We start from the raw sequence: 24,695 nt of genomic DNA on the forward strand, positions 1-24,695 counted from the left end.
ACCAACGTTAGTGGACACTATGGTGATTGCTGGCGCGGCGAACGAGGCGGCTTTGGACGGACGAAGAGAAGCGGTCGATCTGCCTGCAGACGACTGCGCCCGGCGTATCCGTAGCTCAGGTGGCGCTTCGCTACACGGTGACCGCGAACCTGATCTTCAAGTGGCTGCGCGATCCCAAGTATCGGCCCGGGTCTGGAACGGGATCAGGAGAAGGCGGCTTGCGGTTTCTGCCGGTAGAGATCGTCCCGGATATGCCTGCGCCCTTGCAGATGCCCGCCGCAGAGAACCACATTGAGATCGACCTGGCAGGCAGTCACCGGATGCGGATCAGCGGGCGCTATGATCCCGAGGCATTGGCGCGACTGATCCGGGGGCTGACGGTTTGATCCCGGTTCCGATCAACACGCAGGTGTGGCTGGCGGCCGGGGTCACCGACATGCGCAAGGGGTTTGCGGCGCTGGCGGCGCAGGCCGAGGCGGTGCTGAAGCAAGACCCCTTTGCCGGACATCTTTTTGTCTTCCGCGGTCGCCGGGGCGACCTTGTGAAGATCATCTGGTGGGATGGTCAGGGCGCGTGCATGTTCATGAAGCGGCTGGAGAAGGGGCGGTTCGTCTGGCCTTCGGCCAAGGAGGGCAAGATCGCGCTGACGCCTGCGCAGTTGGCGATGCTGCTGGAAGGGATCGACTGGCGGGCACCGCAGCGGACGTGGCGGCCTTTGGCCGCAGGATAATCTACCGGTCCTGCAATCAATGATTCCCACAACGAATACAGTGGGATAAACTTCTTGCATGCTGGATCAGACCCTGACCTTGCCGGAAGACCCTGAGGAGTTGCGCAGCTTTACCGCGCGGCTCCTGGCCGAGGTAAAGGCGCAAGCGATCCTGATCGAGAAGCTGCGCCACCAGTTGGCCGGGCACCGGGCGCATCGGTTTGGGGCCTCCTCCGAGACGGCGGAACAGCTGCAACTGGCCCTTGAGACCAGCGAGATCGCCGCCGCTGCAATGACGGCACGGATGAAGCTGCCGGACCTCGATGAGAAGGACAAACCTAAGCGCCGTCCGATCCCGGACCATATCCCGCGGATGGAGGTGGAACTGACGCCCGGGGCCGATGCCTGTGCCGATTGCGGCGGCCGCCTGCGCCGGATCGGCGAAGATGTCACCGAGGAACTGGAATATGTCCCCGGCCGGTTTATCGTGAACCGCTTTGTCCGGCCCCGGCTGACCTGCGCCTGCTGCGAACGGTTTGTGCAAGCCCCGCTGCCGTCGCGCCCCATCGAGCGCGGCCGCCCGGGGCCGGGCCTCTTGGCCCACGTGCTGGTCAGCAAATACGCCGACCACCTGCCGCTTTACCGCCAGAGCCAGATCTTCGACCGCGAAGGACTTGATCTTGACCGGTCCACCCTGGCTGACTGGGTCGGCAAGACCACGGCCCTGCTTGAGCCGCTGGCCGATGCCATCGGGCGCCATGTCCTGTCGGCCGAGGCGATCTTCGCGGATGACACGCCGATCAGCATGCTGGCCCCCGGCACCGGCAAAACCCAGACCGCAAGGCTCTGGACCTATGACGGCGTTCAAAAGGTTTGACAGGGTCGCAAAAAAATCGCAAGCAAAATCAGTGCCTTGAAAAGTGGGCGGTCGACTGGTTTGACGGGATTTGGGGTTTTCGGGTCGGATTGAGGCGCAGCGGCGGAAAGCGGCTCTGAGGAAATTGAATGAAATCAATGGTGGGCGGTCTGGGGGATATGCCAACCGGGAACTGGTTAGTTCCCGGTTCCCCGTTTCGTGTTGGCCAGATTCGTCGGTAGTTTCACGTCTGGAAGCAACTCCGAAACCATGTCAACGGGTGAGGCGGTCGAGCAAGGCGGCCGTCATTTTGGCGTCGCCGAAGACGGTGGGCCATTCGACGAAGGCGAGGTTTGTTGTGACGATGACCGAGGTGCGTTCGTAGAGGCGGCTGATGAGGTGGAACAGGAGTTGACCGCCAGACTGGGCGAAGGGCAGATAGCCCAGCTCGTCGAGAATGACGAAGTCCATGCGGGTCAGATAGTCCGCCGTGCGGCCTTGCTTGCCACCGCGGGTCTCGGGTCGTGTCGCGAATGCTGTGGAAATTCCCTGGCGGTGTGGTCCGGGCATGTGAAGGTTCGGTTTCTCAGGCGGCTGCGTCAAGAGGTATCGGGTCGAGGGGCTGGGAAAGCGTCTCCCAGCCGTCGACCTTGCGCATCTGGATCTGGCCGGATGCCAGCAGCGCCCAGAGCAGCATCGGCACGGTCTCGGCGCAGGGCAGCACGGTCTGGGTCTTGACGCGGCGACGGAACTCCTCGTTCAGCCGTTCGATGGCGTTGGTGGTCCGGGCCGACTTCCATTGCGAGGGATCGAGGCGGGTGAAGCTGAAGAGCCGGTCCCCTGCTTCCTCGAGGCTGTCGGCAACGGCCTTGCACTTGAGCTGCCACTTGCGCAGGAATGCCTTGCGGCGGGTCTCGATCCCGGCGGCGGTGTCGGCGCAGATCATGTCCCGGTAGTCCTCGGTCAGCTCGTCGTGCAGGTGCCTGGGCGCGTGCGCCAGCAGGTTGCGGTGCTTGTGGACCGTGCAGCGCCGGATCGGCAGAGCCTCGCCCCACAGCGCGACCAGAGCGGCTTCAAGCCCGGGAGCGCCGTCAACAATGACGAACTCGGGCCGCTTCAGACCGCGGGCGTCGAGGTCGTCGAGGAACTGGCGCCAGGCAGATGTGCTCTCTCCGCCCATGTTCTTGATGGATAACAATACCTTCTGCCCGTCGCGGCGGATGCCGATCGCCGCCAGAACCGAGATGTTGGTGGCCTTGCGGTCCAGCCGGGTCCGGATCACGGTGCCGTCGAGGATCAGCCGGACGATGTCCTCTTCGGCCAGGCTGCGGGCCGACCAGGCATCCCAGTCCACCTTCACCTTGCGCCAGGCCCGGCTGACCACATCCTTGCTGACGGCGCCCTCGAACAGCCCGAACAGCGCCCGCTTGACGCGCCGGGTGTTGGTCCCGGCAAGATAGACCGCCGCGATCAGCGCCTCGGCCTTCTTCGTCAGCCGCTGGTAGCGCGGCAGCGCCTTCGAGCGCCATTCCTTAGCCTTGCCGTCCTCGTCCTCGACCCGGGCGCGGGGCACGCGCACCGTTTCGGTGCCGAAGGTGCCGGTCAGCTGCCGCTCGCGGTGCCCGTGGCGATAGCCCTTCGCCTTCTCGTCGCCGCGACCGTAGCGCATGCGGCCGAGAAACTCGGCCAGTTCCTCTTCAAACATGGTCTCGATGGTCGCGCGGACGCTCGCCCGCAGGCGCTCCTCGATCGGGTCATACCCGGTCGTGTCGGGCAGTAGCGAAAAGGCCGAGCTGTCGGTAATGTCGTTCATGGCGTGATCTCCCTGGCGGTTGGCGCCGCCGGCTGGGTGGGTTTCAGTTCACCCGGAGATTACGCCGCCTTCAAATTTCCACCACTCCCGCGACACCACCGGGTGCCGTCGCCGCGTCAAGACCCAGACCGTGCTGCCCTGCGCCGAGACCGTGCCGATGCTGCTCTGGGCGCTGCTGGCTTCCGGCCAGATCCAGATGCGCAAGGTCGACGGCTGGGAGACGCTTTCCCAGCCCCTCGACCCGATACCTCTTGACGCAGCCGCCTGAGAAACCGAACCTTCACATGCCCGGACCACACCGCCAGGGAATTTCCACAGCATTCGCGACACGACCCGCGATCATGGCCGATACAGGAGCCACCGTTCCGGTCACATTGAACGCGTTGCGCCTGCTGCGGTTTAACCCAGAGCGTGAGGTCTGATACGATGACGTCAAGCTTTGGCTGGGCCGCGCTGGCCCTTCTTTTCGGTTATCTCGTGCTATTTTTCTGGGGCAGCGCCGTTGCGGCACAGGCTCCATCACCGGCGAAGAGGTTGACGCACTCACTGGATTCGCCCCGGTTGCGCACGACAGCGGAATCCTTCGCGGAAAACGGGCCATCGCCGGTGGTCGTCGTGCCCTGCGGCACGTGATGTTCCAGGCGGCCTTGGTCGCGGCACATCAAAACCCGAGCCTGAAATCCTTCGCAGATCGCCTCCGCAAGGCCGGAAAACCGCACAAGGTCATCATCACCGCCGTCGCCAGAAAGCTGGTCATCATCGCCAACGCGCTCTGCAAGAGCCGTCAGAAATGGACCGCCACGACGTCCTGACAGATACAGTTGCTAACGAGTTCCGGCATGAGGTCGAAGACCTCGCCGGATCTGGCCGAGCGGAAGTTCTGACAGGAGGTCACGGAAAGCGGGACAGCAACGGGACGGGAAAAACAGTATGGAACCGTGCTGCGTCAAACGCGAACCGCCGATCTGGACCCGACCCGCGAAGTTGCCATGATGGCCCGCGGCGCAGACATCCGCAACTCGAGGCCGGATACAGGAAAGAACTAGACCGCTCCGCCCGGGATCGCCCCCAGAAATTCCTTGTTCCGCCAGGGGCGCCCATACACGTTCTCAGCTCAAGCACAGGGTCACGATCAAGGCCACGCCTTGTCCCTGTCGGCGAACACTGCTAAAGGTTTGGCGCAAGATCAAGGGTCGGTGCGACAGTGTCCGTCGGTCTGTGGAGCTTCAGGAGTATCCCATGGTATGCAGTTTTCGCGGATCGGCAACCGCTCTTGTCTTCCTTGTGGTGCCCGCACTGGGTGCCGGAAGCGCCGCGGCGCAGGACGGTCTGTCATTCACGCTCGGAGTTGGCGGGCAATACGCCCCGTCCTATTTCGGGTCCGACAGCTATGAAGCCGCTCCGACGGGAAAACTCTCGGTCCAACGTCTGTCTCTGGGACCGTTGCAGTTCGGATCTGCCGACCCATACACCGAAAAGCTGGGCTTCGCGCCGCGCGGGTCGTTCCGGATCATCGGCGACCGGAAGGCCAAGGACAATCCGGAACTGGCAGGTCTGACCGACCTTAAGACTTCGGTCGAAATCGGCGTGGGCCTCGGGTATGAAGCCACGGACTGGCGCGCCTTTGCCGACCTGCGCTACGGCGTCATCGGACATGAAAGCGCCGTGGCCGAATTCGGCGCCGACTGGAAAGCCGTGTCCACCCCGCAATTCAAGCTCAACATCGGCCCGCGGCTGCTTTATGGCTCGGGTCGCTACAATCGCACCTATTTCGGCGTCACCGCCGCCGAGTCATTGGCGAGTGGACTTGCCCCCTCTACGCCCGACGCGGGGCTCGTTTCGGCCGGGATCGAGATCGGCGCGAGCTACGACCTTGGCAACGCCTGGGCGCTGGAAGGTTCGCTGAACTATGACCGCCTTCGGGGTGACGCGGCGAACAGCCCGATCACGGATCGAGGGTCGCGTGACCAGGCATCAGCATCCCTTGTCCTGACCCGCCGCTTCTCGCTCGGGTTCTGAGGCCTCGGCGAACCCCGGCCATGCTCGGATTTGCGGCTGCAGGCGGATCGGCAGTCGGTTAGTGCCGGTATGGTGATTCACTGCAAGATTCCAGTATGGTGAAACGTTGAAAATTCACCTTTCCGGGAAGATTCCGCAATTCCTGACGCTTGGACGGGCGTCCTGCCCCCGGGAGTCGACAGCCCGGGCAGGGAGATCAAGCTCTCAGCCCTGAAGCCTGCGCGGTTCCGAGCGTGGCCGACCCCATCGCATCATCCCCCTTGAAATCGTGTCGAATGGCGGCCCCATGCGGTTGCCCCGAACGAATGACAGGTGCGCTGGAAAATGCAGGATCAGAGCATGTCGCGTTCATTTGGGTTTGTATCCAGCTTGAGGCATTCGTCCTCGGTGAAGAGGTTGCAGGACTGCGGATTTCGCGGAGAATGGGCGCTGATTTCGCGCGATCGTGGGCACGCGTTTCGCGCCATTCTGGGCAGTCATTTCACGGGATCGTGGGCAGGCTGGCCGACGCTTTCATGGAGTCAGGCTTGAACGATTTGGTCAAGCTTTTTTGTGACGGCGGAGCGCCTGCGCAGGCTTTCACCTGAGAGGGTGAGGCGGTGTGCGTTGTGAACGAGGCGGTCGAGGATGGCATCTGCGAGCGTTGGGTCGCCGATGGCTTCGTGCCACTGGTCAACGGGGAGTTGGCTTGTGACGATGGTGGAAGCGCGGCCGTGGCGGTCTTCGAGGATTTCCAGCAGGTCACGGCGCTCCGGGGCGGTGAGGACGGCGAGGCCCCAATCGTCAATGATCAGCACATCCATGCGGGCGATGGTTTTGAGGATGCGTTCATGGCGGCCATCGCCACGGGCCAGAGCAAGGGCCTCGAACATGCGCGGCGCACGTTGATAGAGGACGGGCCGCCCATCCCGGCACGCCTTGTGGCCAAGGGCGCAGGCGATCCAGCTTTTGCCCAAACCGGTCGGCCCGGTTATCAGCAGGTTCTCGTGCCGGGCGATCCAGCCGCCATCGGCAAGATGCGCCATGACACTGCGGTCAAGACCACGTGGGCTGCGCAGGTCCAGATCCTCGACGCTGGCATCTTGGCGCAGAGCCGCAAACTTGAGCCGGGAGGCCAGTTTCTTGGTGTCGCGCTCTGCAGCCTCGCGGTCGACCAGCAGGCCGAGACGCTCTTCGAACGAGAGGGCGTCGAAGGCGGTTGACCTGCGTTGTTCTTCGAGCGCCGATGCAATGCCGGTCAGGCCGAGCGCCAACAGTCGGTCGTGGGTGGGATGGGTCAGCATTTTAGTCCTTTCTCAATGGTAATAGCTGCCGCCACGAATGTTGGCGTGCTGGAGGGGGGCGACCTCTTCGGAGCCTTCCAGGAAGGCGCGATCGAGGCCGGTCTTGAGGATCGAACGAATGGAGGTGACGGTGCGGGCCCGGATGGTCACACCCCGCTGGCAGGCCGCATCAACGCGCTCCGGCCCATAGGTTTTGACCAAGGCCAGCACACCCAGGCAGGTGCGGAACCCCTGTTCAGGATGGGGGCGGTCAGCCATCACCATCTCGCAAAAGGCGGCGACGGCGGGGCCGGTCTTGGTTGCCTGCGCCAGCATTCTGGCCGGGGTCCATTCGGCAAAGCGACGATGGGCCGATGGCATATGGTCGGCCACGGTGACATGGCTGCGCCGCCCCGGGGTGCGCACGTGGCTCGCAACCCTCTGACCACGATGGAATATCTCGACCGTCTGGCCGCTTGTGCGAACATCGACCTCTTGTTTGATCAGCGCGAAGGGCACGGAATACCATGAGCTGTCGACCTCAACGTGATAGTCGGGTGCCACGCGGGCGCGCTTCCAGCGGGCGAAGACATAAGGTTCGGGCGGTAGGGGCTGAAGATTGGGCCGATCCAAAGTGGCAAACAGATCGGCGCGGCTGGCGCCATAGCCGCGCATCACGCGCATGTTCAACTCGTCCAGCAGCCGCCGGATCGCCACGTTCAACTCGGCCAATGAGAAGAACCGGTGGTTCCGCAGCCGCGCCAGAATCCAGCGTTGTGCCACTTGGACAGCCACTTCCACCTTCGCCTTGTCCCGGGGTTTGCGCGGCCGGGCGGGCAGAACGGCGGTGCCATAATGCGCCGCCATCTCGGCATAGGTCCGGTTCAGCCCCGGATCAAACCGGTCTGCCTTGATCACGGCGGACTTCAGATTGTCCGGAACCACCGCCTTTGGCACGCCGCCCAGAAAGGCGAACATCCGGATATGCGCGAGGATCCAATCTTCCAACCCCTCCGATGCCACCGCCTCGGCATAGGTGTGATTCGATGCCCCCATTGCCGCCACGAACAGCTTCATGGCCCGCGCTTCGCCGGTCGTGGGGTCGATCACGTCGATGGTGTCGCCGGCAAAGTCAACGAACACCTTCTCGCCGCCCACATGTGTCTGGCGCATCGTCGGGCGCACCCGACCCTTCCAAGCCTCGTAATGCGTGCAAAACCAAGTATAGGCAAAACCCCCGGGGTGCGCGGCACGGTATTCTTCCCAGAGCAGCATCCGCGTCACCCCAGGGCGGCGCAACTCGCGGTCAATCTCCGCCCAGTCGGGCACAAGCCGCTCCGCGTCCGGCACCGTGGGCGGGGCTGGAAACAAAAGAAGTTCAAGGCTGTCGTCATCGATCCCCTCCGGCAAGGGCCACGTGAGCCCGGCATGACGCGCCCGTTGGGTGTAGCTTCCGACGCTCCCCTTGCTCAGACCGAGGGAAGCGGCAATGGACCGCTCGCTCAGGCCTTGCCCAAGCTTCAATCGCAAAACATCTCGTATCCGGCGCATGTTCAATCGTCCTGTCGGCATCAAGCCACCCCTTCATTCCTGAAGGCGCAACTATCCTCAATTTGCCGACCAGACCTGCCCGCGATCCCGCGAAATCAGTGCCCAGCTTCACGCGAAATGACTGCCCATGATCCCGTGAAATCGATGCCCACCATCAAGCGAAACACGCATGCAGGACGGCACCGACGGCTATCCAGAAGTCCCCATAGGCGGCGATGGGGGTCCGGGTGTGCCGGTCCTTCCCGCGATCCGGGTTGCCGACATGAAGGGTTCGGGCGTAAACGAGGTGCGCGTCGATCCCGCCGGGGTGAGGGGCATCGTGGCAGGCGAGGTTGCCGCCGACACCGTCACCCTTTCGGATGGCAACAAGGGTTCGTTCGTCGATGTCTTCGGCACGGGCAGCACTATCCTCGTCAGCGGCCTTGCCACCTTCACGACCATAGAGAATGCCGAGGCGGGCGACGCGCTGCGCTTCGCGGCAAAGGGGAGCGACCACAAATCCCCGCTCGCGGCTGCAATGCGCTACGCGCTGACCCGCATGGAACGCCTGCGCCCCTATCTCGGTTACGGCATCCTGGCGTTGGACACGGATGTAGTTGAACAGCCCCTTTCTCAGCCTTCTTGTGGATTCGGTGGCCTGTCCCGCCAACATTCTCACTGGGAACATTGCGGGGAGCTTCATCATTGACAACAATTGCAGTCTCAACCGCGCTTTCGGCAAAGCTCTCACTGGCCACTGGCACGACCGAGTGCTCCGGCGGGTTCGGCTCCCCCAAGGGCCCCAGTTGCATTGGCAGGTCGCGGGTCGGGTCAACGTCAGCGAGATCGATCTGATCCGGTGCCTCGGGTGCGCCTTCGCCTGCCATCGGCAACGAACGACCGCGAGCTTGCACATGTCCCGCCCGCCGCCACGCTGTTCTTGCCCCACAAGATCGGCGAGATGTATCTGATGGCCGCAAAGCTGCGGGCGCGAATCGCCTTGCGCCCGATGGTTGAGGCGTATTGCGGCAAGACCGCCACGCCCTCTTGAAACGCCAATGGCAGGCATCAGCTTTACCCTACGCAACGCAAGATGAGCCCGATGACAGACTGGACCGCGACCCGCGCCGAGGGTGACAAGATACTCGCAGCCTTTACCCCCCGGATGGGGCGGCGTTATGCCAATGGCCGCAATACCGACCATGGCCCCGGCGCACACAAGGCCGTGTCGGTTCTGTCGCCTTACATCCGGCGCAGGCTGGTGCTGGAGTTAGAGGTCGTGGCAGCGGCCCTTGCGGCACACGGGCCGGAGGATGCCGAGAAGTTCGTGCAAGAGGTGATCTGGCGCGGCTACTTCAAAGGCTGGCTCGAACGCCGCCCGCAGGTCTGGGACAGCTACCGCAGGGGGTTAGAGGCTGACCTTGCCGCCCTTGACCGCGACCGGCGCCTGCGCCGCGACGTGGATCGCGCCATGAATGGGCAAACGGGACTGGCCTGTTTCGATGCATGGGCGACCGAACTGGTCGACACCGGCTATCTGCACAACCACGCGCGGATGTGGTTCGCCTCGATCTGGATCTTTACGCTGGGGCTGCCCTGGCGGCTGGGGGCGGATTTCTTTTACCGGCATTTGCTGGACGGTGATGCGGCGTCAAACACGCTGGGCTGGCGCTGGGTCGCCGGGCTGCATACCCGGGGCAAACCCTATCCGGCCGACGCGCAAAACATCGCAACCTTCACCGCAGGGCGTTTCACCCCGCGCCAAAGCGATCTGGCCGAGGTGATACAAGGGCTTGAGGCATCAGAGCCTGATGGCCTGCCGACCGTGATGCCGCTGCGCACGATCACCCCGCCGCAATCCGGTCGCCCGACCGCCCTGCTGATCACCGATGAAGATTGCCGGGTCGAAGACTTCGATCTGGCTGCCTTGGACGTTCGCGCGACGGCCACCCTGACAGCCAGCCATCTGCGATCGCCCCTGCCGGTGTCCGATCTGGTCCTGCGGTTCGAGGATGGCGCGCTGGCCGATGCGGCCCTGCGATCGGGCGTTGCCGCGACTGCGATGCGCGCGGATGATCCGGCAAGTCTGGCCAAATGGGCCGGAAGCGCGGGGGCCACCCAGATTGCCACGCCCTACATCACGCGCGGCCCGTTGCGCGACTGGCTGGATGAGGCAGCCCCGGCCTTGGCCAAGGCGGGTATCACCCTGTGCGAATGGCGGCGTGATTGGGACACGGCGATCTGGCCCCACGCCACCTCCGGGTTCTTCAAGGTCAAGCAGAACATCCCCCGCATTCTCGAAAAAGCATTGTCCGCATGACCGTGCCCCGCATGATCCTGGCCGATCCCCGCATTGCCCGGCTGATCACCCTGATCCGCGCCGCCCTTAGCCCGCCTGCCGGTGCGGGGCGGATCGCCCTTGCGTTGGGTCTTGGGGGGCTGTGCCACGCGCTTTTTGCGGCGGGCGTGCTGGCAATGATCGTGGCGATGTTCTTTGGCCTGAGCGAAAGCCTGGGCAACGTGCCCTGGCCCTGGGCGGCGCTGGCCAATGCGGCCCTGATCGTGCAATTCCCGCTTGCCCACTCGCTCCTCCTCACCGGCCCGGGCGGGCGCGTGCTGGCCGGGCTTATCCCTGGCCCATATGGACAAACGCTGGCCACCACCACATATGCGATCATCGCCTCGGCCCAGCTTCTGGCACTGTTCGCGCTGTGGACGCCTTCGGGCATTGTCTGGTGGCGGGCGGAAGGGGCGGTGTTCTGGGCTGTAACCGCCGCCTACGCCACAAGCTGGCTCATCCTGTTGAAAGCCAGCTTTGATGCAGGCGCAGAAGTGCAATCGGGTGCCCTTGGATGGATGTCGCTCATGGCGCGCGGTCGTGTCGCGAATGCTGTGGAAATTCCCTGGCGGCGTGGTCCGGGCATGTGAAGGTTCGGTTTCTCAGGCGGCTGCGTCAAGAGGTATCGGGTCGAGGGGCTGGGAAAGCGTCTCCCAGCCGTCGACCTTGCGCATCTGGATCTGACCGGATGCCAGCAGCGCCCAGAGCAGCATCGGCACGGTCTCGGCGCAGGGCAGCACGGTCTGGGTCTTGATCCGGCGGCGGAACTCCTCGTTCAGCCGTTCGATGGCGTTGGTGGTCCGGGCCGACTTCCATTGCGAGGGATCGAGGCGGGTGAAGCTGAAGAGCCGGTCCCCTGCTTCTTCAAGGCTGTCGGCAACGGCCTTGCACTTGAGCTGCCACTTGCGCAGGAATGCCTTGCGGCGGGTCTCGATCCCGGCGGCGGTGTCGGCGCAGATCATGTCGCGGTAGTCCTCGGTCAGCTCGTCGTGCAGGTGCCTGGGCGCGTGCGCCAGCAGGTTGCGGTGCTTGTGGACCGTGCAGCGCTGGATCGGCAGAGCCTCGCCCCAGAGCGCGACCAGAGCGGCTTCAAGCCCGGGAGCGCCATCGACGATGACGAATTCGGGCCGCTTCAGACCGCGGGCATCAAGGTCGTCGAGGAACTGGCGCCAGGCAGATGTGCTCTCTCCGCCCATGTTCTTGATGGATAACAATACCTTCTGCCCGTCGCGGCGGATGCCGATCGCCGCCAGCACCGAGATGTTGGTGGCTGTAGCGCGTCAACCAGCATGTCCGTGACCGTCAACCACGTTGGCCGGTTTTAGGCCGCTGGGTTGGCGTATCTGGAATTGTTTTTCGCTCAGCCTTCTCCTTTGTCCTTGTTGTCGGCGATGGTTGTCGTTGGCGGTCTGCTCAGCGCCTCTTTGTTGGAGGCGGCCGCGCGCTGGCGGAAGCTTTCGGCATTCATCTCCAGGATCGCTGCGTGATGAACCAGCCGGTCGATGGCGGCGACGGTCATCGCCTTGTCCGGGAAGATCTGGTCCCAGCCGCTGAAGGGCTGGTTGGCGGCGATGGCGATGCTGCGGTATTCGTAGCGCCGGGCGATCAGCTCGAAGAGCACGCCTGTCTCGGCCTGATCCTTGTGGGCGTAGGTGATGTCGTCGAGGATGATCAGGTCGAACTTGTCGAGCTTGGCGAGCGCGGCTTCGAGCACCAGATCGCGGCGGGCGGCCTGAAGTCGCTGCACCAGATCGCTGGTGCGGGTATAGAACACGCGGTGTCCCCGCTCGATCAGGGCATGGCCTATCGCGCAGAGAATGTGCGTTTTGCCCGTGCCGGAATTGCCGATGGCGATCAGATTGCCGCCACCCTCCAGCCAGTCGCCGGCCGCCAAGGCCTCGATCCGGGCGCGCGGCAGGGTTGGCAGCGCCTTGAAGTCGAAGGTCGCCAGCGTCTTGCCAGCCGGTAGCTGTGCCTCGTTCATGTGGCGCTGAATGCGGCGCATGTCGCGCTCGGCCAGTTCGTATTCCGCGAGGACAGCCAGAAAGCGGGCAGCGGGCCAGCCTTCGGTGTCGGCACGGGTGGCGATGTCGGCCCAAAGCTTGTGGAAGCTGGGCAGGCGCAGCGCGGTCAGCATGCCTGGCAGCGTGTGGATGTCGATCTCGCGGGAGGTCATGCGCAGGCTCCCAGAAGGGCATCGAAGCTGTCGAGCGAGGGATGGGCGACGGCAACATCTCTCGGCAGCGCCGTTTGCCGCGGGTTCAGGCAGGATGCCAGAGGTCCGGGATCGGGCACCCGGCCCGCGTCCAATTCTGCTGCCAGCAGATGTGCCAGTTCCGCCTCGCAGGCCCGGTCGTGGGCGATGAACAGCAGGTCGACCATGCGGCGGCAGGCGTCGCGGCGGGGCAGATCACGCTGCAGCACCTGCCAGGCTGCAGCGTATTCGGTTCGCGGGAACAGGCTGTCGCGGTAGATCGAACTCCACAGGGCTTGCGGTTTGCGCCGCAGCGCGTGGATGACGTGATGGTAGTTGATGACATGCACGCGATGGCCGTCGCCGCGACCACGCGCCCTTGTATGGCTGACGACCAGGGTGCTGCCGAGAAAGGCCTCAAGGCGATCGTCGTAAAGGTGGACCCGCAAGCGCTGCCCGATCAGCTGCGACGGGGCGCTGTAGAAGATGCTCTTGACCAGAAAGCCGCTGGTGCGGGTGACCGGAACCACGGTCTCTGTAAAGTCGGTGGTGCGCCGGGACGGCAGGGGCTTCAGATGCGCCTGTTCCGCCTGAACCGCGATCGCCCGCTGCCGGTTGCGCCGTGCCACCAGAATGTCGATGAAGCGGCGGTAGTCCTCAATGCTGGCGAAGTCGCGGCTGCCGCGCAGGATCAGCGCCTGTTCGATGGCCTTCTTCAGGTGCCGGTTCTGGGATTCCACCGCGCCGTTCTCATGAGCTTCCCCGCGGTTGTTGCGACTGGCCTCCATGCCGTAATGGCCGACGAAGGCATTGTAGCGCGTGGTGATATCCTGGCGCTGGTCAGCCGTCAGGTTGCGGAAAGCGGCCGAGAGGCTGTCGGTGCGATGCTCCTGTGGTGCCCCGCCGAGCGACCAGAGCGCCTGCTGCAGGTTCTCGGCCAAGGCCGTGAAGCTCTCCCCGCCCAGGACCACCCCGACATGCTCCCACCGGCTGTAGACCATGACGAAGTGGTAGAGCAGATGCGGGAATAGCTGGCCCGCGATCGTCACCTCCAGCTCCTCGGCATGAGTGAAGTCGGACTGGGCCATGCGGCCCGGCTCCGGCGTCTGGCGGAAGATGATGTCGCGCTCGGGTCCGTTCAGCGCCCGCCACTGCCGCACCCGCCGTTCCAGGGTGCGCCGGATCCGGTCATCGGGGAAGGCCAGCGGGTGCAGGCCCTGAAGGTGGCGCAGCAGGGTGACGGCCTGCAAGGCGCTGTCCCTCTCCAGCAAGGGAAGGATGTCGCCCTCCCAAAAGCCTTCGAGGGGATCGGCCACCGTGCGCCCGTGAACGATCTTGCGGTTCGAGGGCAGCGTCGGATCGGCATCGAACCGTCGGGCCGTGCGCTCACTGAACCCGGCGCGGGCGGCCGACGTGCGCTGACTGTGATATCGGAGGTCGGACATGTATAATCTCAATTGCTGGTCGTTGATGGGTTTGTAGGCCAACCCGGATCCTCCGTTTGACGGCAGAGGAACCCGGCTTACCAACCCGCAGCGACCAGCACCTTCCCCGAAATCAATCAAGCCGGTGGGGCTGCCCTCCAGACGGGCATGCCCGTCTTCCGTTCAGCCCCACCGGCCAAGGTGGTTGTCGGCACCGGCCAAGATGGTTGTCGCTGAACACGGAGAATTGCCCGTTATGGAACAGACCTCAAAGAAGAAGACCTCGAAGCCGTATTCACCTGAGTTCCGCGAGCGTGCGGTGCGGCTGGCGATGGAACACCGCGATGATTATCAGAGCGAGGCTGCGGCGCTGACGGCGATTGCAGGTAAATTGGGCTGTTCGACGGACAGCCTTCGCGTCTGGATGCGACAGGTCCAGCGCGATGGTGGCGAACGGCCGGGACCTACCAGCGCTGAGATCGCGCGGATCAAAGAGCTTGAGCGCGAGAACCGGGAACTGCGGCAAGCGAACGAGATTCTGCGCAAAGCTTCAGCGTATTTTGCCCAGGCGGAGCTCGACCGCCCGTTTCGCAAATGACTGCTTTCATTGAGGAAAGCCGAGAGGCATTCGGGGTCGAGCCGATCTGCAGGGCACTGCAGTTTGCCCCTTCCACCTTTTATGACCGGCGGGCGATCATGCGTGATCCTGACCGGGCCTCGGCCCGGGCCAAATCGGATGCCGCCCTGAGCCTCAAGATCGACGCGGCCTGGGATGCCAACCGCAAGCTCTATGGCGCGCGGAAGATCTGGCATGTTTTGCGACGGCAGGGTGAAGACGCCGCCCGCTGCACCGTGGAACGATTGATGCGCCATCTGGGCATCAGGGGCGTGGTCCGTGGCAAGAAGGTCATCACGACCAATCCTGACACGTCTCTGCCTTGCCCGGACGACAAGGTGAACCGGCTGTTCATGGCGGATCGGCCGAACAAGCTGTGGGTTTCAGATTTCACCTATGTGCCCACATGGTCCGGCACCGTCTACGTGGCCTTCGTCATCGACGTCTTTGCACGTCGTATTGTCGGTTGGCGCGTCTCGACATCGATGAAGACCCAGTTTGTGCTCGACGCGCTGGAGCAAGCGATCTGGCAAAGAAAGACGCCGGATAACAAGAGCTTGGTCCACCATTCGGACCGCGGATCACAATACCTGTCGATCAAATACACCGAACGCCTGGCCAAGGCCGAGATCGACCTTTCCGTTGGAACAGTTGGCGATGCCTATGACAACGCCTTGGCTGAATGCGTCATCGGCCTGTTCAAGACAGAGGTCATCAACCAGATCGGCCCCTGGAAATCAATGCGCGAGGTCGAATGGGAAACGCTGAAATGGATCGATTGGTATAACAACCGCCGCCTGCTTGGCCCAATCGGATACATCCCACCCGCAGAAGCAGAGGAGGCGTTCTATGCAAACCTGAACTCACTCGATATGGTCGCGTAGTCATTGAACAAACCACCCTCCGGTAAACCCGGGGCGGTTCAATCTTGCGGTTCGAGGGCAGCGTCGGATCGGCATCGAACCGTCGGGCCGTGCGCTCACTGAACCCGGCGCGGGCGGCCGACGTGCGCTGACTGTGCTTCTGGAGGTCGGACATGTATAATCTCAATTGCTGGTCGTTGATGGGTTTGTAGGCCAACCCGGATCCTCCGTTTGACGGCAGAGGAACCCGGCTTACCAACCCGCAGCGACCAGCACCTTCCCCGAAATCAATCAGGCCGGTGGGGCTGCCCTCCAGACGGGCATGCCCGTCTTCCGTTCAGCCCCACCGGCCAAGGTGGTTGCCGGCACCGGCCAAGATGGTTGTCGCGCAACAGGTGGCCTTGCGGTCCAGCCGGGTCCGGATCACGGTGCCGTCGAGGATCAGCCGGACGATGTCCTCGTCGGCCAGGCTGCGGGCCGACCAGGCTTCCCAGTCCACCTTCACCTTGCGCCAGGCCCGGCTGACCACATCCTTGCTGACGGCGCCCTCGAACAGCCCGAACAGCGCCCGCTTGACGCGCCGGGTGTTGGTCCCGGCAAGATAGACCGCCGCGATCAGCGCCTCGGCCTTCTTCGTCAGCCGCTGGTAGCGCGGCAGCGCCTTCGAGCGCCATTCCTTAGCCTTGCCGTCCTCGTCCTCGACCCGGGCGCGGGGCACGCGCACCGTTTCGGTGCCGAAGGTGCCGGTCAGCTGCCGCTCGCGGTGCCCGTGGCGATAGCCCTTCGCCTTCTCGTCGCCGCGACCGTAGCGCATGCGGCCGAGAAACTCGGCCAGTTCCTCTTCAAACATGGTCTCGATGGTCGCGCGGACGCTTGCCCGCAGGCGCTCCTCGATCGGGTCATACCCGGTCGTGTCGGGCAGTAGCGAAAAGGCCGAGCTGTCGGTAATGTCGTTCATGGCGTGATCTCCCTGGCGGTTGGCGCCGCCGGCTGGGTGGGTTTCAGTTCACCCGGAGATTACGCCGCCTTCAAATTTCCACCACTCCCGCGACACCACCTGGCGCGCATCCGGCCGGTGTTTCCCGATATGCCGACCCAAGGGCTGTTCCGCCTGATCCGCCAGCCGATCTATGTGGCCTTTGCGCTGACGCTTTGGACCGTGCCGGTCTGGACGCCGGATCAACTGGTGCTGGCCGTCAGCTTTACCGCCTATTGCCTGGCTGCCCCGCGCCTGAAGGAACGCCGCTTTGCCGCGCGCTATGGCGACCGCTTCGCGCGGTATCGCGCTGACGTGCCTTATGCCCTGACCGCCATCCTTTACATGGGCATTGCGCGAAAACCCCTTGACGCTGGAGCCGCCAAATGACCGACCTTCCGCGCGAGAACGTCCAGTCCTACCCGCGCCCCCCGGCGCTGGAACCGGTGCCGCAGCGGATCACCCTCCGGCTTGGCGGCGCCCTTGTCGCGGATACGACGCGCGCCCTGCGGGTGCTGGAGACGCACCACGCGCCAACCTATTACCTGCCCCTGCAAGATATTCACGCCACCCTGAACCCAGCGCAGGGCAGCAGCTTTTGCGAATGGAAGGGGGTTGCGCGGTATTTCGACGTGGTGGCGGGATCTGCGGCCGCCCCCCGCGCCGCCTGGGCCTATGACGCCCCCACTGCGCCGTTTGCCGCGATTGCGGGACATGTCGCGTTTTATGCCGCCCAGATGGATGAGGTTTGGGTCGGTGATCTGCGGGTCCTCCCGCAACCGGGCAACTTTTATGGTGGCTGGGTCACGCCAAATCTGGACGGGCAGATCAAGGGTGCGCCTGGAACGCAGCACTGGTAGGATGCGCAGTGCAAGACCGGCCTGGAGGCCATGATGTCAACACGCGGTCTGATCCCACTCTTGATGGCGGCGGCCTTGATATGTGCGGCCCTGCCGCCCGTTATGGCCCAAACGCCGCCCGCGCAAACTGCGATGATCGAGGATTTCAAGATGCAGCCTGAAAGCCGCTGGCGGTTCTTTACCGATCAGGTGATGGGGGGCGTGTCTACCGGAGGCGTCGCCTTTGCCACAGAGGACGGCCACGCCTTTGCGCGGATGGCGGGCCGCGTCAGCACGGCCAACCGGGGTGGGTTCATCCAGATGCGGCTGGACCTTGCCACCCCGCCGCCCGAAGGCACAACCGGCGTGCGGCTGATCGTGCGCGGCAACAACCAGCGCTATTTCGTGCACTTGCGCACCGGCGGGACGCTGTTGCCGTGGCAGTATTATCAGGCAGGGTTCGATGTGACCGACAACTGGGCCGAAGTTCGGCTTCCGCTTGACGCCTTCGAAGCCTCGGGCGGGCTTTTGCGCAGCGTTCCTGCCCCCGGTGGTCTGACATCGGTTGCGGTCGTCGCCTACGGCCGCGACCACGACGCCCGGATCGACGTTCGCGCGGTGGGGTTTTACTGACCCGGATGAAGGTGGCACGCCTTCAGCCGCATCTGGTTCAATCCCCGCCGCAGGACATTGTCCGACCTCTGGCTGAAGTCGGCGCACCAGGGTGCTGCCCGTCTCGACCTTCTGAAGCGGCGTGGTCTTAGGCGAAGCTCATCTGGCGACATCACCGCCAGAGAGGAGCAGACCGATGCACGACCTGCCAGCCAGACTGTTTTCGCCGAAGCAATTGCAGATGTGGTTCGACCCTTTGCTGCTGAGAGGGATGGACCCGCACGATCACCAGGAGGCCGTAGCGCGCCTGGCAATCCTGCTGACGGAAGCGGCGGGGATCGCCAAAGCGGAGGAGTACGATGATGGACGGTGACTTTCTCCCGCCAGCCATCCTCCAGCGCAAAGCTGTGGTCTATGTTCGCCAGTCGACCCAGGCACAGGTCAAGCAACCGCCCGCCGTGGTCTACTTCAACAGCATCGAAACTGTTCAGCAGCAGCAGGCAGTAGCTTAAACCAGCCGGAAAACTGTCCGAACTTCGGGGGGGAGCTCACTGGGCCGGGTGCCCTCTGTGCGCTTGGGCTGGCGTTTGCCGGTCAGGGCCTTGGAGGAAGCCGCCGCAATCTGAGCATCGCGCATGGCAGCGCGTTCCATCGCCCGATCAAGGGCCTTGGGGCCGTCGGGTGGGGCAGGGTGGTCCCTCCGGATTTCCAGGGCGGTCTCGATGATCCGGTCCTCGGTCAGGCCAAGGTCGTCGATCCAGCGGCGCACATGGGTTTGGCTGGCCAGCCTTGCCACCAGGCGGGCAGGGAGCCGTTCGGATTGATGCCCAGCGCAGTCAGCAGCTCTGCGAAGAAACGATCAAAATATCTCGCGCGTTTGCGCATCCTCCTCCTCCTTTACAAGTTTAGTTAAAGGTTCCCTTACAAGGTTATACTCCGGATTCCGGAGATGGCTCCATCTGGCGATTCCGGAGATGGGTCGTCATAAGTCCGGTCATCTCGACGGGAAAACGGCGTTTGATTAATGTATCTGATCTTGAACGTGTTTTCCGGGCAACATCGGAGTTTGTGTTCTTGGTTTACAACGGCTATGCTGAGCCATTGATCTTCTTCAGGGGTTTCGGGTTCGGTTTACAAAAAGATTGTGAAGATTCAGCCGGTCCACGAACCTTTGGATACCGTAGGTCGGAAGTTCGAATCTTCTCGCCCCGACCAGTTTCATGGTATGCACGTTCCGGCCGTCAGCTCGGCCGAGACGGGTGCGGATGCCGCAATTCCGGGCATCCTGCCGGGCAAGGCGGCCCTCGCGGGCCGTTTGGCGGGCATTCCGGAGCTTCCGGTTGACGAAAGCGACACATGACCCGTTAATGTGCTGCCGGACCGTCCAACCGGGTTGGGGGAAATGTCGTTCATGTCAGTCCATGCACCGTCTGCGCTGTCCCTGCTGGCTGCGGTGTGGGTCCATGCGCTGCCCGGCAAGGTTTCGGCCTTCGAGCCGTTGCCCTCTCCGACGGGCGAGGTGATCCTGCACGTCAGCGGCCGGATCGGCGTGACCAATGACGCAGGCGCCGCCCGGTTCGATCTGGACATGCTGCAGGGGCTGGGGGCGGTCTCGGTTTCCACCTCGACGCCATGGACCAGTGGCGTGATCCGCTTCACCGGCGTGCCGCTGTCGCGGGTGCTGGACCGGGTCGGGGCGCAGGGCGACACGGTGGTGGCCATCGCGCTGAACGACTATCAGGCCACCATTCCGCGCAGCGATGCCGTCGAGGGCGGGCCGATCCTCGCCTTTGCCCGTGACGACGTGGAAATGACGGTGCGCGACATGGGGCCGCTCTGGGTGGTCTATCCCTATGATGCCGATCCGGCCTGGCAGACAGCGGTGATCCATGGCCGGTCGGTCTGGCAGCTGAACCGGCTCGACATCCGGCCCTGAGGCGGCGCACCCTTGCCCGGCCCCGGCCCGCGCCCCATATCGCGGGAAAGCCCGCAGCGGCCGGGGTATGCTGCCAGGAGATGCCGATGGACACTGCCCCCGCCCGCCCCGCCTTCCGTTTCGACAACAGCTATGCCCGCGACCTGCCGGGGCTTTATGTCGAATCGCGGCCCGTGCGCGTGCCCGCGCCGCGCCTGTTGCGGCTGAACCGGGCGCTGGCCGAAGAATTGGGGCTGGACCCCGACAGTCTTGACGCGGCGGCGGTGTTTTCCGGCAACGTGGTGCCCGAGGGGGCGCAGCCCATCGCGCAGGCCTATGCCGGGCACCAGTTCGGCGGGTTTTCGCCGCAGCTTGGCGACGGGCGGGCGCTGCTGCTGGGCGAGGTGATCGACCGGCACGGGCAGCGGCGCGACATCGCGCTGAAAGGGTCGGGCCGCACGGTGTTCTCGCGCGGCGGCGACGGCAAGGCGACGGTCGGGCCGGTGCTGCGCGAATACCTGATCGGCGAGGCAATGCAGGCGCTGGGCATCCCGACGACGCGGGCGCTGGCGGCGGTGGCGACCGGCGCGCCGGTGCTGCGCGAGGTGGAACTGCCCGGCGCGGTGCTGACGCGGGTGGCGGCAAGCCACATCCGGGTCGGCACCTTCCAGTTCTTCGCGGCGCGCGGCGAGAGCGACAAGTTGCGCGCGCTGGCCGATTACAGCATCGCGCGTCATTACCCTGAGGTGGCGGGGCCCGATTTGGCAGGGGCTGCGAACCCCTATCTGGCCTTCTTCGAGGCGGTCGCGGCGCGGCAGGCGGCGCTGGTGGCGCGCTGGATGGCGGTGGGGTTCATCCACGGCGTGATGAACACCGACAACATGGCGATCTCGGGCGAGACCATCGACTATGGCCCCTGCGCCTTCATGGATGCCTATGACCCAGGCACGGTGTTCAGCTCGATCGACCATACCGGGCGCTACGCCTATGGCAACCAGCCGCTGATCCTGGGCTGGAACCTGGCGCGGCTGGCCGAGACGCTGCTGGGGCTGATCGATGCCGACGAGGACCGGGCGGTGGCGCTGGCGACGGCGGCGCTGGAGCGGATCATGCCGCTTTACCGCGCCGAATGGCTGGGGCAGATGCGCGCCAAGCTGGGGCTGGTCGGCGAGGAGGACGGCGATCTCGCACTGGCCGAAGGACTGCTGGCGGCGATGGCGGGGCCCGGGGGCGAGGGCGCGGACTGGACGCTGACCTTCCGGCGCCTGTCGCGCGCGGTGGCGGGCGATGCCCGGGCGGTGCGGCCGCTGTTCGCCGACCCGGCGGCGCTGGACGCCTGGCTGCCGCGCTGGCGGGCGCGGCTGGCACCGGGGGCCGCGGCGCGGATGGATGCGGTGAACCCGGTCACCATTCCGCGCAACCACATGGTCGAAGGCGCGCTGGGGGCTGCCGTCGCGGGCGACATGGCGCCGTTCGAGGCGCTGCTGGGGGTGCTGGAGGCGCCGTTTGCCGACCGGCCGGGGTTCGAGGCCTATGCCCTTCCCGCACCGGCCAGTTTCGCGGGCTACCGAACCTTCTGTGGCACCTGAGCAGGGTTGACGCGCCGCGGCCCCACCGCAGGGTGGCGCGATTGGGGACGAACGATGGCTGGTGGCGGGGGCGAGCGCCGGGATCGAGGTCGCGCACGGCTGTCCCGGTGATCGCGGCCGGGGCAGGGCGGGGGCCAGCCCCCGCACCCCCGGGATATTTGGGCAAAGGTGAATGGGGGAATCCGGGTCTGGTGGATTCCGATGCGTCATGTGGCGGCGATTTTGCGGCGATGTGCAGGAGAGAACGGAATGGCGGACAGGGCGGCGTTTCTGGCGCATCTGGGGGAAACCCTGCGCGGCATCGAGGCGGAGGGGTTGATGAAGCGCGAGCGGCTGATCACCTCGGCGCAGGGCGCGCGGGTGGAGGTGGCGGGGCGGGTGCTGGTGAACCTTTGTGCCAACAATTATCTGGGGCTGGCGGATCATCCGGCGCTGATCGCGGCGGCGAAGGCGGCGATGGATCAGCACGGCTACGGCATGGCCTCGGTGCGCTTCATCTGCGGCACGCAGGATCTGCACCGCGGGCTGGAGGCGCGGCTGGCGGCGTATCTCGGCAAGGATGACGCGATCCTGTTTGCCGCCTGTTTCGACGCCAACGGCGGGTTGTTCGAGCCCTTGCTGGGGCCGGAGGACGCGGTGATTTCCGACAGCCTGAACCACGCCTCGATCATCGACGGCATAAGGCTCTGCAAGGCGCGGCGGTATCGCTATGCGACGTCGGACATGGGCGATCTGGAGGCGCAGTTGCGGCAGGCGCGGGCGGATGGCGCGCGGTTCATCCTGATCGCCACCGACGGTGTGTTCTCGATGGATGGCACGCTGGCCGACCTGCCGGGGATCACCGCGCTGGCCGGGGCGCATGGCGCGCTGGTGATGGTGGATGACTGCCACGCCACCGGCTTTGTCGGGCCGCAGGGGCGGGGCACGGCGGCGCATTTCGGGGTGGAGGTGGATATCCTGACCGGCACGCTGGGCAAGGCGCTGGGCGGGGCGCTCGGCGGCTATGTCGCCGGGCCGCAGGCGGTGATTGATCTCTTGCGGCAGCGGGCACGGCCCTATCTGTTCTCCAACGCGCTGCCGCCTGCGGTGGTGGCTGCGGGGCTGGCGGCGCTGGATCTGGTTGAGGCGGCCGACGATCTGCGGGCACGGCTGGTGGAAAACGCCGCCTTCTGGCGGGCGGGGCTGGCGGAGGCGGGGTTCGCGCTGCTGCCGGGGTCGCATCCGATCATTCCGGTGATGCTGGGCGATGCTGTGCTTGCGCAGCGCATGGCGGCGGCGCTTTATGACCGGGGCGTGTATGTCGCCGGGTTCTTCTTTCCGGTGGTGCCGAAGGGGCAGGCCCGGATCAGGACGCAGATGAATGCGGCGCTGACGCAGGATGATCTGGCGTTCGCGCTGGCGGCCTTTCGCGAGGCCGGGCGCGAGGTGGGGGCGATATGACCAACGAGATGACGGCACTGGTGAAGGCGAAGGCAGAGCCGGGGCTGTGGATGGAAACCCGCCCCGTGCCCGAGATCGGGCCGGATGACGTGCTGATCAAGGTGCGCAAGACCGGCATCTGCGGCACCGACATCCACATCTGGAACTGGGACGCCTGGGCGCAGCGCACGGTGCCGGTGCCGCTGGTGACGGGGCACGAGTTCGCGGGCGAGATCGTCGAGCTTGGCCGCAATGTCGAAGGGCTGGCGCTGGGGCAGCGGTGCTCGGGCGAGGGGCACCTGATCGGGCGGCAGTCGCGGCAGAGCCGGGCGGGGAAGTTCCACCTCGACCCCGAGACGCGGGGGATCGGGGTCAACGAACCGGGGGCCTTTGCGCAATACCTGCGGCTGCCCGCCTTCAACGTGGTGCCTTTGCCCGATGGCATCGACGACGAGATCGGCGCGATTCTCGACCCGCTGGGCAATGCGGTGCACACCGCGCTGAGCTTCGATCTGGTGGGCGAGGATGTGCTGATCACCGGGGCGGGGCCGATCGGGATCATGGCGGCGGCGGTGGCGCGCCACGTCGGTGCGCGCCATGTGGTGATCACCGACATCAACCCCGCTCGCCTTGCGCTGGCGGTCCAGGTGGCCGACGTGACGCCGGTGAACGTGGCGACCGAGGATCTGCGCGAGGTGATGGCGCGGCTGAAGATCGTGCAGGGCTTCGATGTCGGGATGGAGATGTCGGGGTCGCAGGCCGGGCTTGACCAGATGGTCGAGGCGATGGTGATGGGCGGGCGCATCGCCCTTCTGGGCATTCCGCCCGGAAAAAGCCCGGTGGACTGGAGCCGGATCGTGTTCAAGGCGATCACGCTGAAGGGCGTCTATGGCCGCGAGATCTTCGAGACCTGGTACAAGATGATCGCCATGCTGGAAAACGGGCTGGACGTGCGGCGGGTGATCACCCACCGCTTTCCGGTTGAGCGTTTCGAGGAAGGGTTTGCCGCGATGCGGTCGGGGCAGAGCGGCAAGGTGGTGCTGGACTGGGGCTGAGGCGCCTCAGCCCTCTCGCGCCAGCGCCTCGATCTGGCCGCGCAGACCTTCGAGCTGATAGCCGTGGCGGGCGGGCAGGCCGATCAGGTCGTCGGTCGGCATCTGGCCCGCGTTGACCAGCGCCCAGACCACCGACGAGCGGTTGCCCGAGGCGCAGTAGGCGAAGACCGGGCCGGGGGCGGCGGCAATCGCAGCGCGTTGCGCCTCGACATTGGCCATGGTCAGGGCGCCGCCGATCACCGGGTTGGCGACGAAAGCAAGGCCAAGCGCCTCGGCGGCGGCGCGCATCACGGGCGTGTGAAGGTCGCCAGGAATCTCGGCATCGGGGCGATTGTCGATCACCGTGGTGTAGCCTGCCGCCTTGATGGCGGGCAGGTCGTCGGGGGTAATCTGGGGCGAGACGGCGTAGGTCGGCGTGAGCGGGCGAAGGTCCATACGGTGTCCTTGCGGCGGGGGCTGTCGATGCAGCGGAATGCGGTCGCAGCCACCATAGCCACAGCCCTTGCCAAGAGGAAGGGCATCCTGCCCCCCGGGGCGCGCGTGCGACCAGCCGCGGCGCGGGCCGGGTGCAGGGCGGCCTTCCGCCGCCTGCGGGTGCAGCGGCAGGGCCGGGGTTGACGCATCCCCGGGATCGTCTAGGGATGGCAACGGCCCGAACGCGCGCCC

At 65.1% G+C, this 24,695-nt stretch carries 23 protein-coding genes, 7 pseudogenes and 1 other annotated feature; of the genes and pseudogenes, 20 read left to right on the forward strand and 10 right to left on the reverse strand.

The features are described 5' to 3' along the window. The first annotated feature begins 26 nt into the window (after window positions 1-26). From RNZ50_09980 to RNZ50_09990, 3 genes and pseudogenes are all read left to right on the forward strand, one after another. On the forward strand, window positions 27-386 hold the full coding sequence (locus RNZ50_09980) for a transposase (protein ID MDT8855338.1): 360 nt from the start codon (window positions 27-29) through the stop codon (window positions 384-386). After that, window positions 383-730, forward strand: coding sequence for an IS66 family insertion sequence element accessory protein TnpB (tnpB, locus tag RNZ50_09985; GenBank protein MDT8855339.1), 348 nt, complete (start codon window positions 383-385; stop codon window positions 728-730). The genes RNZ50_09980 and tnpB overlap by 4 nt, the downstream gene beginning before the upstream one ends. 58 nt (window positions 731-788) lie before the next feature. Continuing rightward, window positions 789-1,565: pseudogene (locus RNZ50_09990) on the forward strand (IS66 family transposase). A 273-nt stretch (window positions 1,566-1,838) separates the two neighbouring features. Here RNZ50_09990 and RNZ50_09995 read toward each other — a convergent pair. Beyond that, window positions 1,839-2,072, reverse strand: a pseudogene (locus RNZ50_09995) (ATP-binding protein). A 79-nt stretch (window positions 2,073-2,151) separates the two neighbouring features. Then, the gene (locus RNZ50_10000; GenBank protein ID MDT8855340.1) at window positions 2,152-3,378 is read right to left on the reverse strand and encodes an IS256 family transposase; all 1,227 of its coding nucleotides are present in this window, start codon (window positions 3,376-3,378) and stop codon (window positions 2,152-2,154) included. Between the two features lie 106 nt (window positions 3,379-3,484). Here RNZ50_10000 and RNZ50_10005 point away from each other — a divergent pair. From RNZ50_10005 to RNZ50_10015, 3 genes and pseudogenes are all read left to right on the forward strand, one after another. Next, window positions 3,485-3,646: pseudogene (locus RNZ50_10005) on the forward strand (IS256 family transposase). Between the two features lie 250 nt (window positions 3,647-3,896). Continuing rightward, window positions 3,897-4,190: a transposase gene (locus tag RNZ50_10010; protein MDT8855341.1), complete on the forward strand. Its 294-nt coding sequence runs from the start codon at window positions 3,897-3,899 to the stop codon at window positions 4,188-4,190. 427 nt (window positions 4,191-4,617) lie between these two features. After that, the gene (locus RNZ50_10015; GenBank protein MDT8855342.1) at window positions 4,618-5,397 is read left to right on the forward strand and encodes a MipA/OmpV family protein; all 780 of its coding nucleotides are present in this window, start codon (window positions 4,618-4,620) and stop codon (window positions 5,395-5,397) included. 521 nt (window positions 5,398-5,918) lie between these two features. On the opposite strand, the gene istB (RNZ50_10020) is transcribed toward RNZ50_10015, so the two are convergent. Together istB (RNZ50_10020) and istA (RNZ50_10025) are read right to left on the reverse strand one after the other, a co-directional pair. Further along, the gene (istB, locus tag RNZ50_10020; GenBank protein ID MDT8855343.1) at window positions 5,919-6,680 is read right to left on the reverse strand and encodes an IS21-like element helper ATPase IstB; all 762 of its coding nucleotides are present in this window, start codon (window positions 6,678-6,680) and stop codon (window positions 5,919-5,921) included. A gap of 12 nt (window positions 6,681-6,692) precedes the next feature. Next, complete coding sequence (gene istA, locus RNZ50_10025) at window positions 6,693-8,231, reverse strand: IS21 family transposase (GenBank protein ID MDT8855344.1); 1,539 nt, start codon at window positions 8,229-8,231, stop codon at window positions 6,693-6,695. Window positions 8,232-8,379: 148 nt separating this feature from the next. Between istA (RNZ50_10025) and RNZ50_10030 the strand changes: the two genes are divergently transcribed. The 4 genes and pseudogenes from RNZ50_10030 to RNZ50_10045 all read left to right on the forward strand — a co-directional run bounded on the left by RNZ50_10030 (window position 8,380) and on the right by RNZ50_10045 (window position 11,063). After that, the gene (locus tag RNZ50_10030) at window positions 8,380-8,898 is read left to right on the forward strand and encodes a hypothetical protein (protein ID MDT8855345.1); all 519 of its coding nucleotides are present in this window, start codon (window positions 8,380-8,382) and stop codon (window positions 8,896-8,898) included. A 159-nt stretch (window positions 8,899-9,057) separates the two neighbouring features. Next, entirely contained in the window at window positions 9,058-9,240 is a 183-nt protein-coding gene (locus RNZ50_10035) for a hypothetical protein (protein ID MDT8855346.1), read from the forward strand. Between the two features lie 51 nt (window positions 9,241-9,291). Continuing rightward, a complete protein-coding gene (locus tag RNZ50_10040) occupies window positions 9,292-10,509 on the forward strand; it encodes an FAD-binding domain-containing protein (protein ID MDT8855347.1) in 1,218 nt (405 codons plus the stop codon). An 11-nt stretch (window positions 10,510-10,520) separates the two neighbouring features. Continuing rightward, window positions 10,521-11,063, forward strand: a pseudogene (locus tag RNZ50_10045) (isoprenylcysteine carboxylmethyltransferase family protein). A gap of 66 nt (window positions 11,064-11,129) precedes the next feature. Here the strand turns inward: RNZ50_10045 and RNZ50_10050 are convergent. From RNZ50_10050 to istA (RNZ50_10060), 3 genes and pseudogenes are all read right to left on the reverse strand, one after another. Next, window positions 11,130-11,798 (reverse strand): annotated as a pseudogene (locus RNZ50_10050) (transposase). A gap of 89 nt (window positions 11,799-11,887) precedes the next feature. Further along, a complete protein-coding gene (istB, locus tag RNZ50_10055; protein MDT8855348.1) occupies window positions 11,888-12,703 on the reverse strand; it encodes an IS21-like element helper ATPase IstB in 816 nt (271 codons plus the stop codon). Beyond that, window positions 12,700-14,208, reverse strand: a complete 1,509-nt coding sequence (gene istA, locus RNZ50_10060; protein ID MDT8855349.1) for an IS21 family transposase — start codon at window positions 14,206-14,208, stop codon at window positions 12,700-12,702. Before istA (RNZ50_10060) ends, istB (RNZ50_10055) begins: the two co-directional genes overlap by 4 nt. Window positions 14,209-14,401: 193 nt before the next feature. On the opposite strand from istA (RNZ50_10060), the gene RNZ50_10065 reads away from it, so the two are divergent. Continuing rightward, window positions 14,402-15,645, forward strand: a protein-coding gene (locus RNZ50_10065) for an IS3 family transposase (GenBank protein MDT8855350.1) whose coding sequence is annotated in 2 segments (ribosomal slippage) — window positions 14,402-14,705 and window positions 14,705-15,645 — 1,245 coding nt in all. Because the reading frame shifts where the segments join, the coding sequence is not laid out codon by codon here. Then, window positions 14,698-14,814, forward strand: a sequence feature (AL1L pseudoknot). It overlaps the preceding gene by 117 nt. A 373-nt stretch (window positions 15,646-16,018) precedes the next feature. Here the strand turns inward: RNZ50_10065 and RNZ50_10070 are convergent. Then, a pseudogene (locus RNZ50_10070) lies at window positions 16,019-16,582 on the reverse strand (transposase). Between the two features lie 99 nt (window positions 16,583-16,681). Here RNZ50_10070 and RNZ50_10075 point away from each other — a divergent pair. From RNZ50_10075 to RNZ50_10095, 5 genes and pseudogenes are all read left to right on the forward strand, one after another. Continuing rightward, window positions 16,682-16,990 (forward strand): annotated as a pseudogene (locus RNZ50_10075) (hypothetical protein). Further along, window positions 16,987-17,460 (forward strand): DUF427 domain-containing protein, encoded by a 474-nt coding sequence (locus tag RNZ50_10080; GenBank protein MDT8855351.1) that lies wholly within the window; start codon window positions 16,987-16,989, stop codon window positions 17,458-17,460. The pseudogene RNZ50_10075 and the gene RNZ50_10080 overlap by 4 nt, the downstream one beginning before the upstream one ends. Before the next feature lie 132 nt (window positions 17,461-17,592). Then, window positions 17,593-18,072 carry a CIA30 family protein gene (locus tag RNZ50_10085; protein MDT8855352.1) on the forward strand — a complete coding sequence of 160 codons (480 nt, stop codon included), beginning with the start codon at window positions 17,593-17,595 and terminating at the stop codon, window positions 18,070-18,072. Window positions 18,073-18,247: 175 nt separating this feature from the next. Further along, window positions 18,248-18,424, forward strand: a complete 177-nt coding sequence (locus tag RNZ50_10090) for a hypothetical protein (protein MDT8855353.1) — start codon at window positions 18,248-18,250, stop codon at window positions 18,422-18,424. Further along, window positions 18,411-18,563: a hypothetical protein gene (locus RNZ50_10095; protein MDT8855354.1), complete on the forward strand. Its 153-nt coding sequence runs from the start codon at window positions 18,411-18,413 to the stop codon at window positions 18,561-18,563. The genes RNZ50_10090 and RNZ50_10095 overlap by 14 nt, the downstream gene beginning before the upstream one ends. A 226-nt stretch (window positions 18,564-18,789) precedes the next feature. Here the strand turns inward: RNZ50_10095 and RNZ50_10100 are convergent, their stop codons facing one another. Then, window positions 18,790-18,936 carry a hypothetical protein gene (locus tag RNZ50_10100; protein ID MDT8855355.1) on the reverse strand — a complete coding sequence of 49 codons (147 nt, stop codon included), beginning with the start codon at window positions 18,934-18,936 and terminating at the stop codon, window positions 18,790-18,792. A gap of 526 nt (window positions 18,937-19,462) precedes the next feature. Between RNZ50_10100 and RNZ50_10105 the strand changes: the two genes are divergently transcribed. The 4 genes from RNZ50_10105 to tdh all read left to right on the forward strand — a co-directional run bounded on the left by RNZ50_10105 (window position 19,463) and on the right by tdh (window position 24,029). Continuing rightward, the gene (locus RNZ50_10105) at window positions 19,463-19,987 is read left to right on the forward strand and encodes a molybdopterin-dependent oxidoreductase (protein MDT8855356.1); all 525 of its coding nucleotides are present in this window, start codon (window positions 19,463-19,465) and stop codon (window positions 19,985-19,987) included. Window positions 19,988-20,073: 86 nt separating this feature from the next. Continuing rightward, the gene (locus tag RNZ50_10110; GenBank protein MDT8855357.1) at window positions 20,074-21,555 is read left to right on the forward strand and encodes a YdiU family protein; all 1,482 of its coding nucleotides are present in this window, start codon (window positions 20,074-20,076) and stop codon (window positions 21,553-21,555) included. A 249-nt stretch (window positions 21,556-21,804) separates the two neighbouring features. Next, window positions 21,805-22,995 carry a glycine C-acetyltransferase gene (locus RNZ50_10115; GenBank protein MDT8855358.1) on the forward strand — a complete coding sequence of 397 codons (1,191 nt, stop codon included), beginning with the start codon at window positions 21,805-21,807 and terminating at the stop codon, window positions 22,993-22,995. 8 nt (window positions 22,996-23,003) lie between these two features. Further along, window positions 23,004-24,029: an L-threonine 3-dehydrogenase gene (gene tdh / locus RNZ50_10120; protein ID MDT8855359.1), complete on the forward strand. Its 1,026-nt coding sequence runs from the start codon at window positions 23,004-23,006 to the stop codon at window positions 24,027-24,029. Between the two features lie 6 nt (window positions 24,030-24,035). Here the strand turns inward: tdh and RNZ50_10125 are convergent, their stop codons facing one another. Further along, window positions 24,036-24,464, reverse strand: a complete 429-nt coding sequence (locus RNZ50_10125; GenBank protein ID MDT8855360.1) for a protein tyrosine phosphatase family protein — start codon at window positions 24,462-24,464, stop codon at window positions 24,036-24,038. Window positions 24,465-24,695: the final 231 nt, after the last annotated feature.

Source organism: Paracoccaceae bacterium Fryx2 (assembly GCA_032334235.1).
In the GTDB taxonomy this organism is placed as follows: domain Bacteria; phylum Pseudomonadota; class Alphaproteobacteria; order Rhodobacterales; family Rhodobacteraceae; genus JAVSGI01.

Excerpts from the sequence above, each read along its gene's own strand:
- RNZ50_10000 (MDT8855340.1), bottom strand. The coding sequence starts at position 3,378 with ATGAACGACATTACCGACAGCTCGGCCTTTTCGCTACTGCCCGACACG.
- RNZ50_10015 (MDT8855342.1), top strand. The coding sequence starts at position 4,618 with ATGGTATGCAGTTTTCGCGGATCGGCAACCGCTCTTGTCTTCCTTGTG.
- istB (MDT8855343.1), bottom strand. The coding sequence starts at position 6,680 with ATGCTGACCCATCCCACCCACGACCGACTGTTGGCGCTCGGCCTGACC.
- istA (MDT8855344.1), bottom strand. The coding sequence starts at position 8,231 with ATGCCGACAGGACGATTGAACATGCGCCGGATACGAGATGTTTTGCGA.
- RNZ50_10030 (MDT8855345.1), top strand. The coding sequence starts at position 8,380 with ATGCAGGACGGCACCGACGGCTATCCAGAAGTCCCCATAGGCGGCGAT.
- RNZ50_10040 (MDT8855347.1), top strand. The coding sequence starts at position 9,292 with ATGACAGACTGGACCGCGACCCGCGCCGAGGGTGACAAGATACTCGCA.
- istB (MDT8855348.1), bottom strand. The coding sequence starts at position 12,703 with ATGACCTCCCGCGAGATCGACATCCACACGCTGCCAGGCATGCTGACC.
- RNZ50_10080 (MDT8855351.1), top strand. The coding sequence starts at position 16,987 with ATGACCGACCTTCCGCGCGAGAACGTCCAGTCCTACCCGCGCCCCCCG.
- RNZ50_10085 (MDT8855352.1), top strand. The coding sequence starts at position 17,593 with ATGATCGAGGATTTCAAGATGCAGCCTGAAAGCCGCTGGCGGTTCTTT.
- RNZ50_10090 (MDT8855353.1), top strand. The coding sequence starts at position 18,248 with ATGCACGACCTGCCAGCCAGACTGTTTTCGCCGAAGCAATTGCAGATG.
- RNZ50_10095 (MDT8855354.1), top strand. The coding sequence starts at position 18,411 with ATGATGGACGGTGACTTTCTCCCGCCAGCCATCCTCCAGCGCAAAGCT.
- RNZ50_10100 (MDT8855355.1), bottom strand. The coding sequence starts at position 18,936 with ATGCGCAAACGCGCGAGATATTTTGATCGTTTCTTCGCAGAGCTGCTG.
- RNZ50_10105 (MDT8855356.1), top strand. The coding sequence starts at position 19,463 with ATGTCAGTCCATGCACCGTCTGCGCTGTCCCTGCTGGCTGCGGTGTGG.
- RNZ50_10110 (MDT8855357.1), top strand. The coding sequence starts at position 20,074 with ATGGACACTGCCCCCGCCCGCCCCGCCTTCCGTTTCGACAACAGCTAT.
- RNZ50_10115 (MDT8855358.1), top strand. The coding sequence starts at position 21,805 with ATGGCGGACAGGGCGGCGTTTCTGGCGCATCTGGGGGAAACCCTGCGC.
- tdh (MDT8855359.1), top strand. The coding sequence starts at position 23,004 with ATGACGGCACTGGTGAAGGCGAAGGCAGAGCCGGGGCTGTGGATGGAA.
- RNZ50_10125 (MDT8855360.1), bottom strand. The coding sequence starts at position 24,464 with ATGGACCTTCGCCCGCTCACGCCGACCTACGCCGTCTCGCCCCAGATT.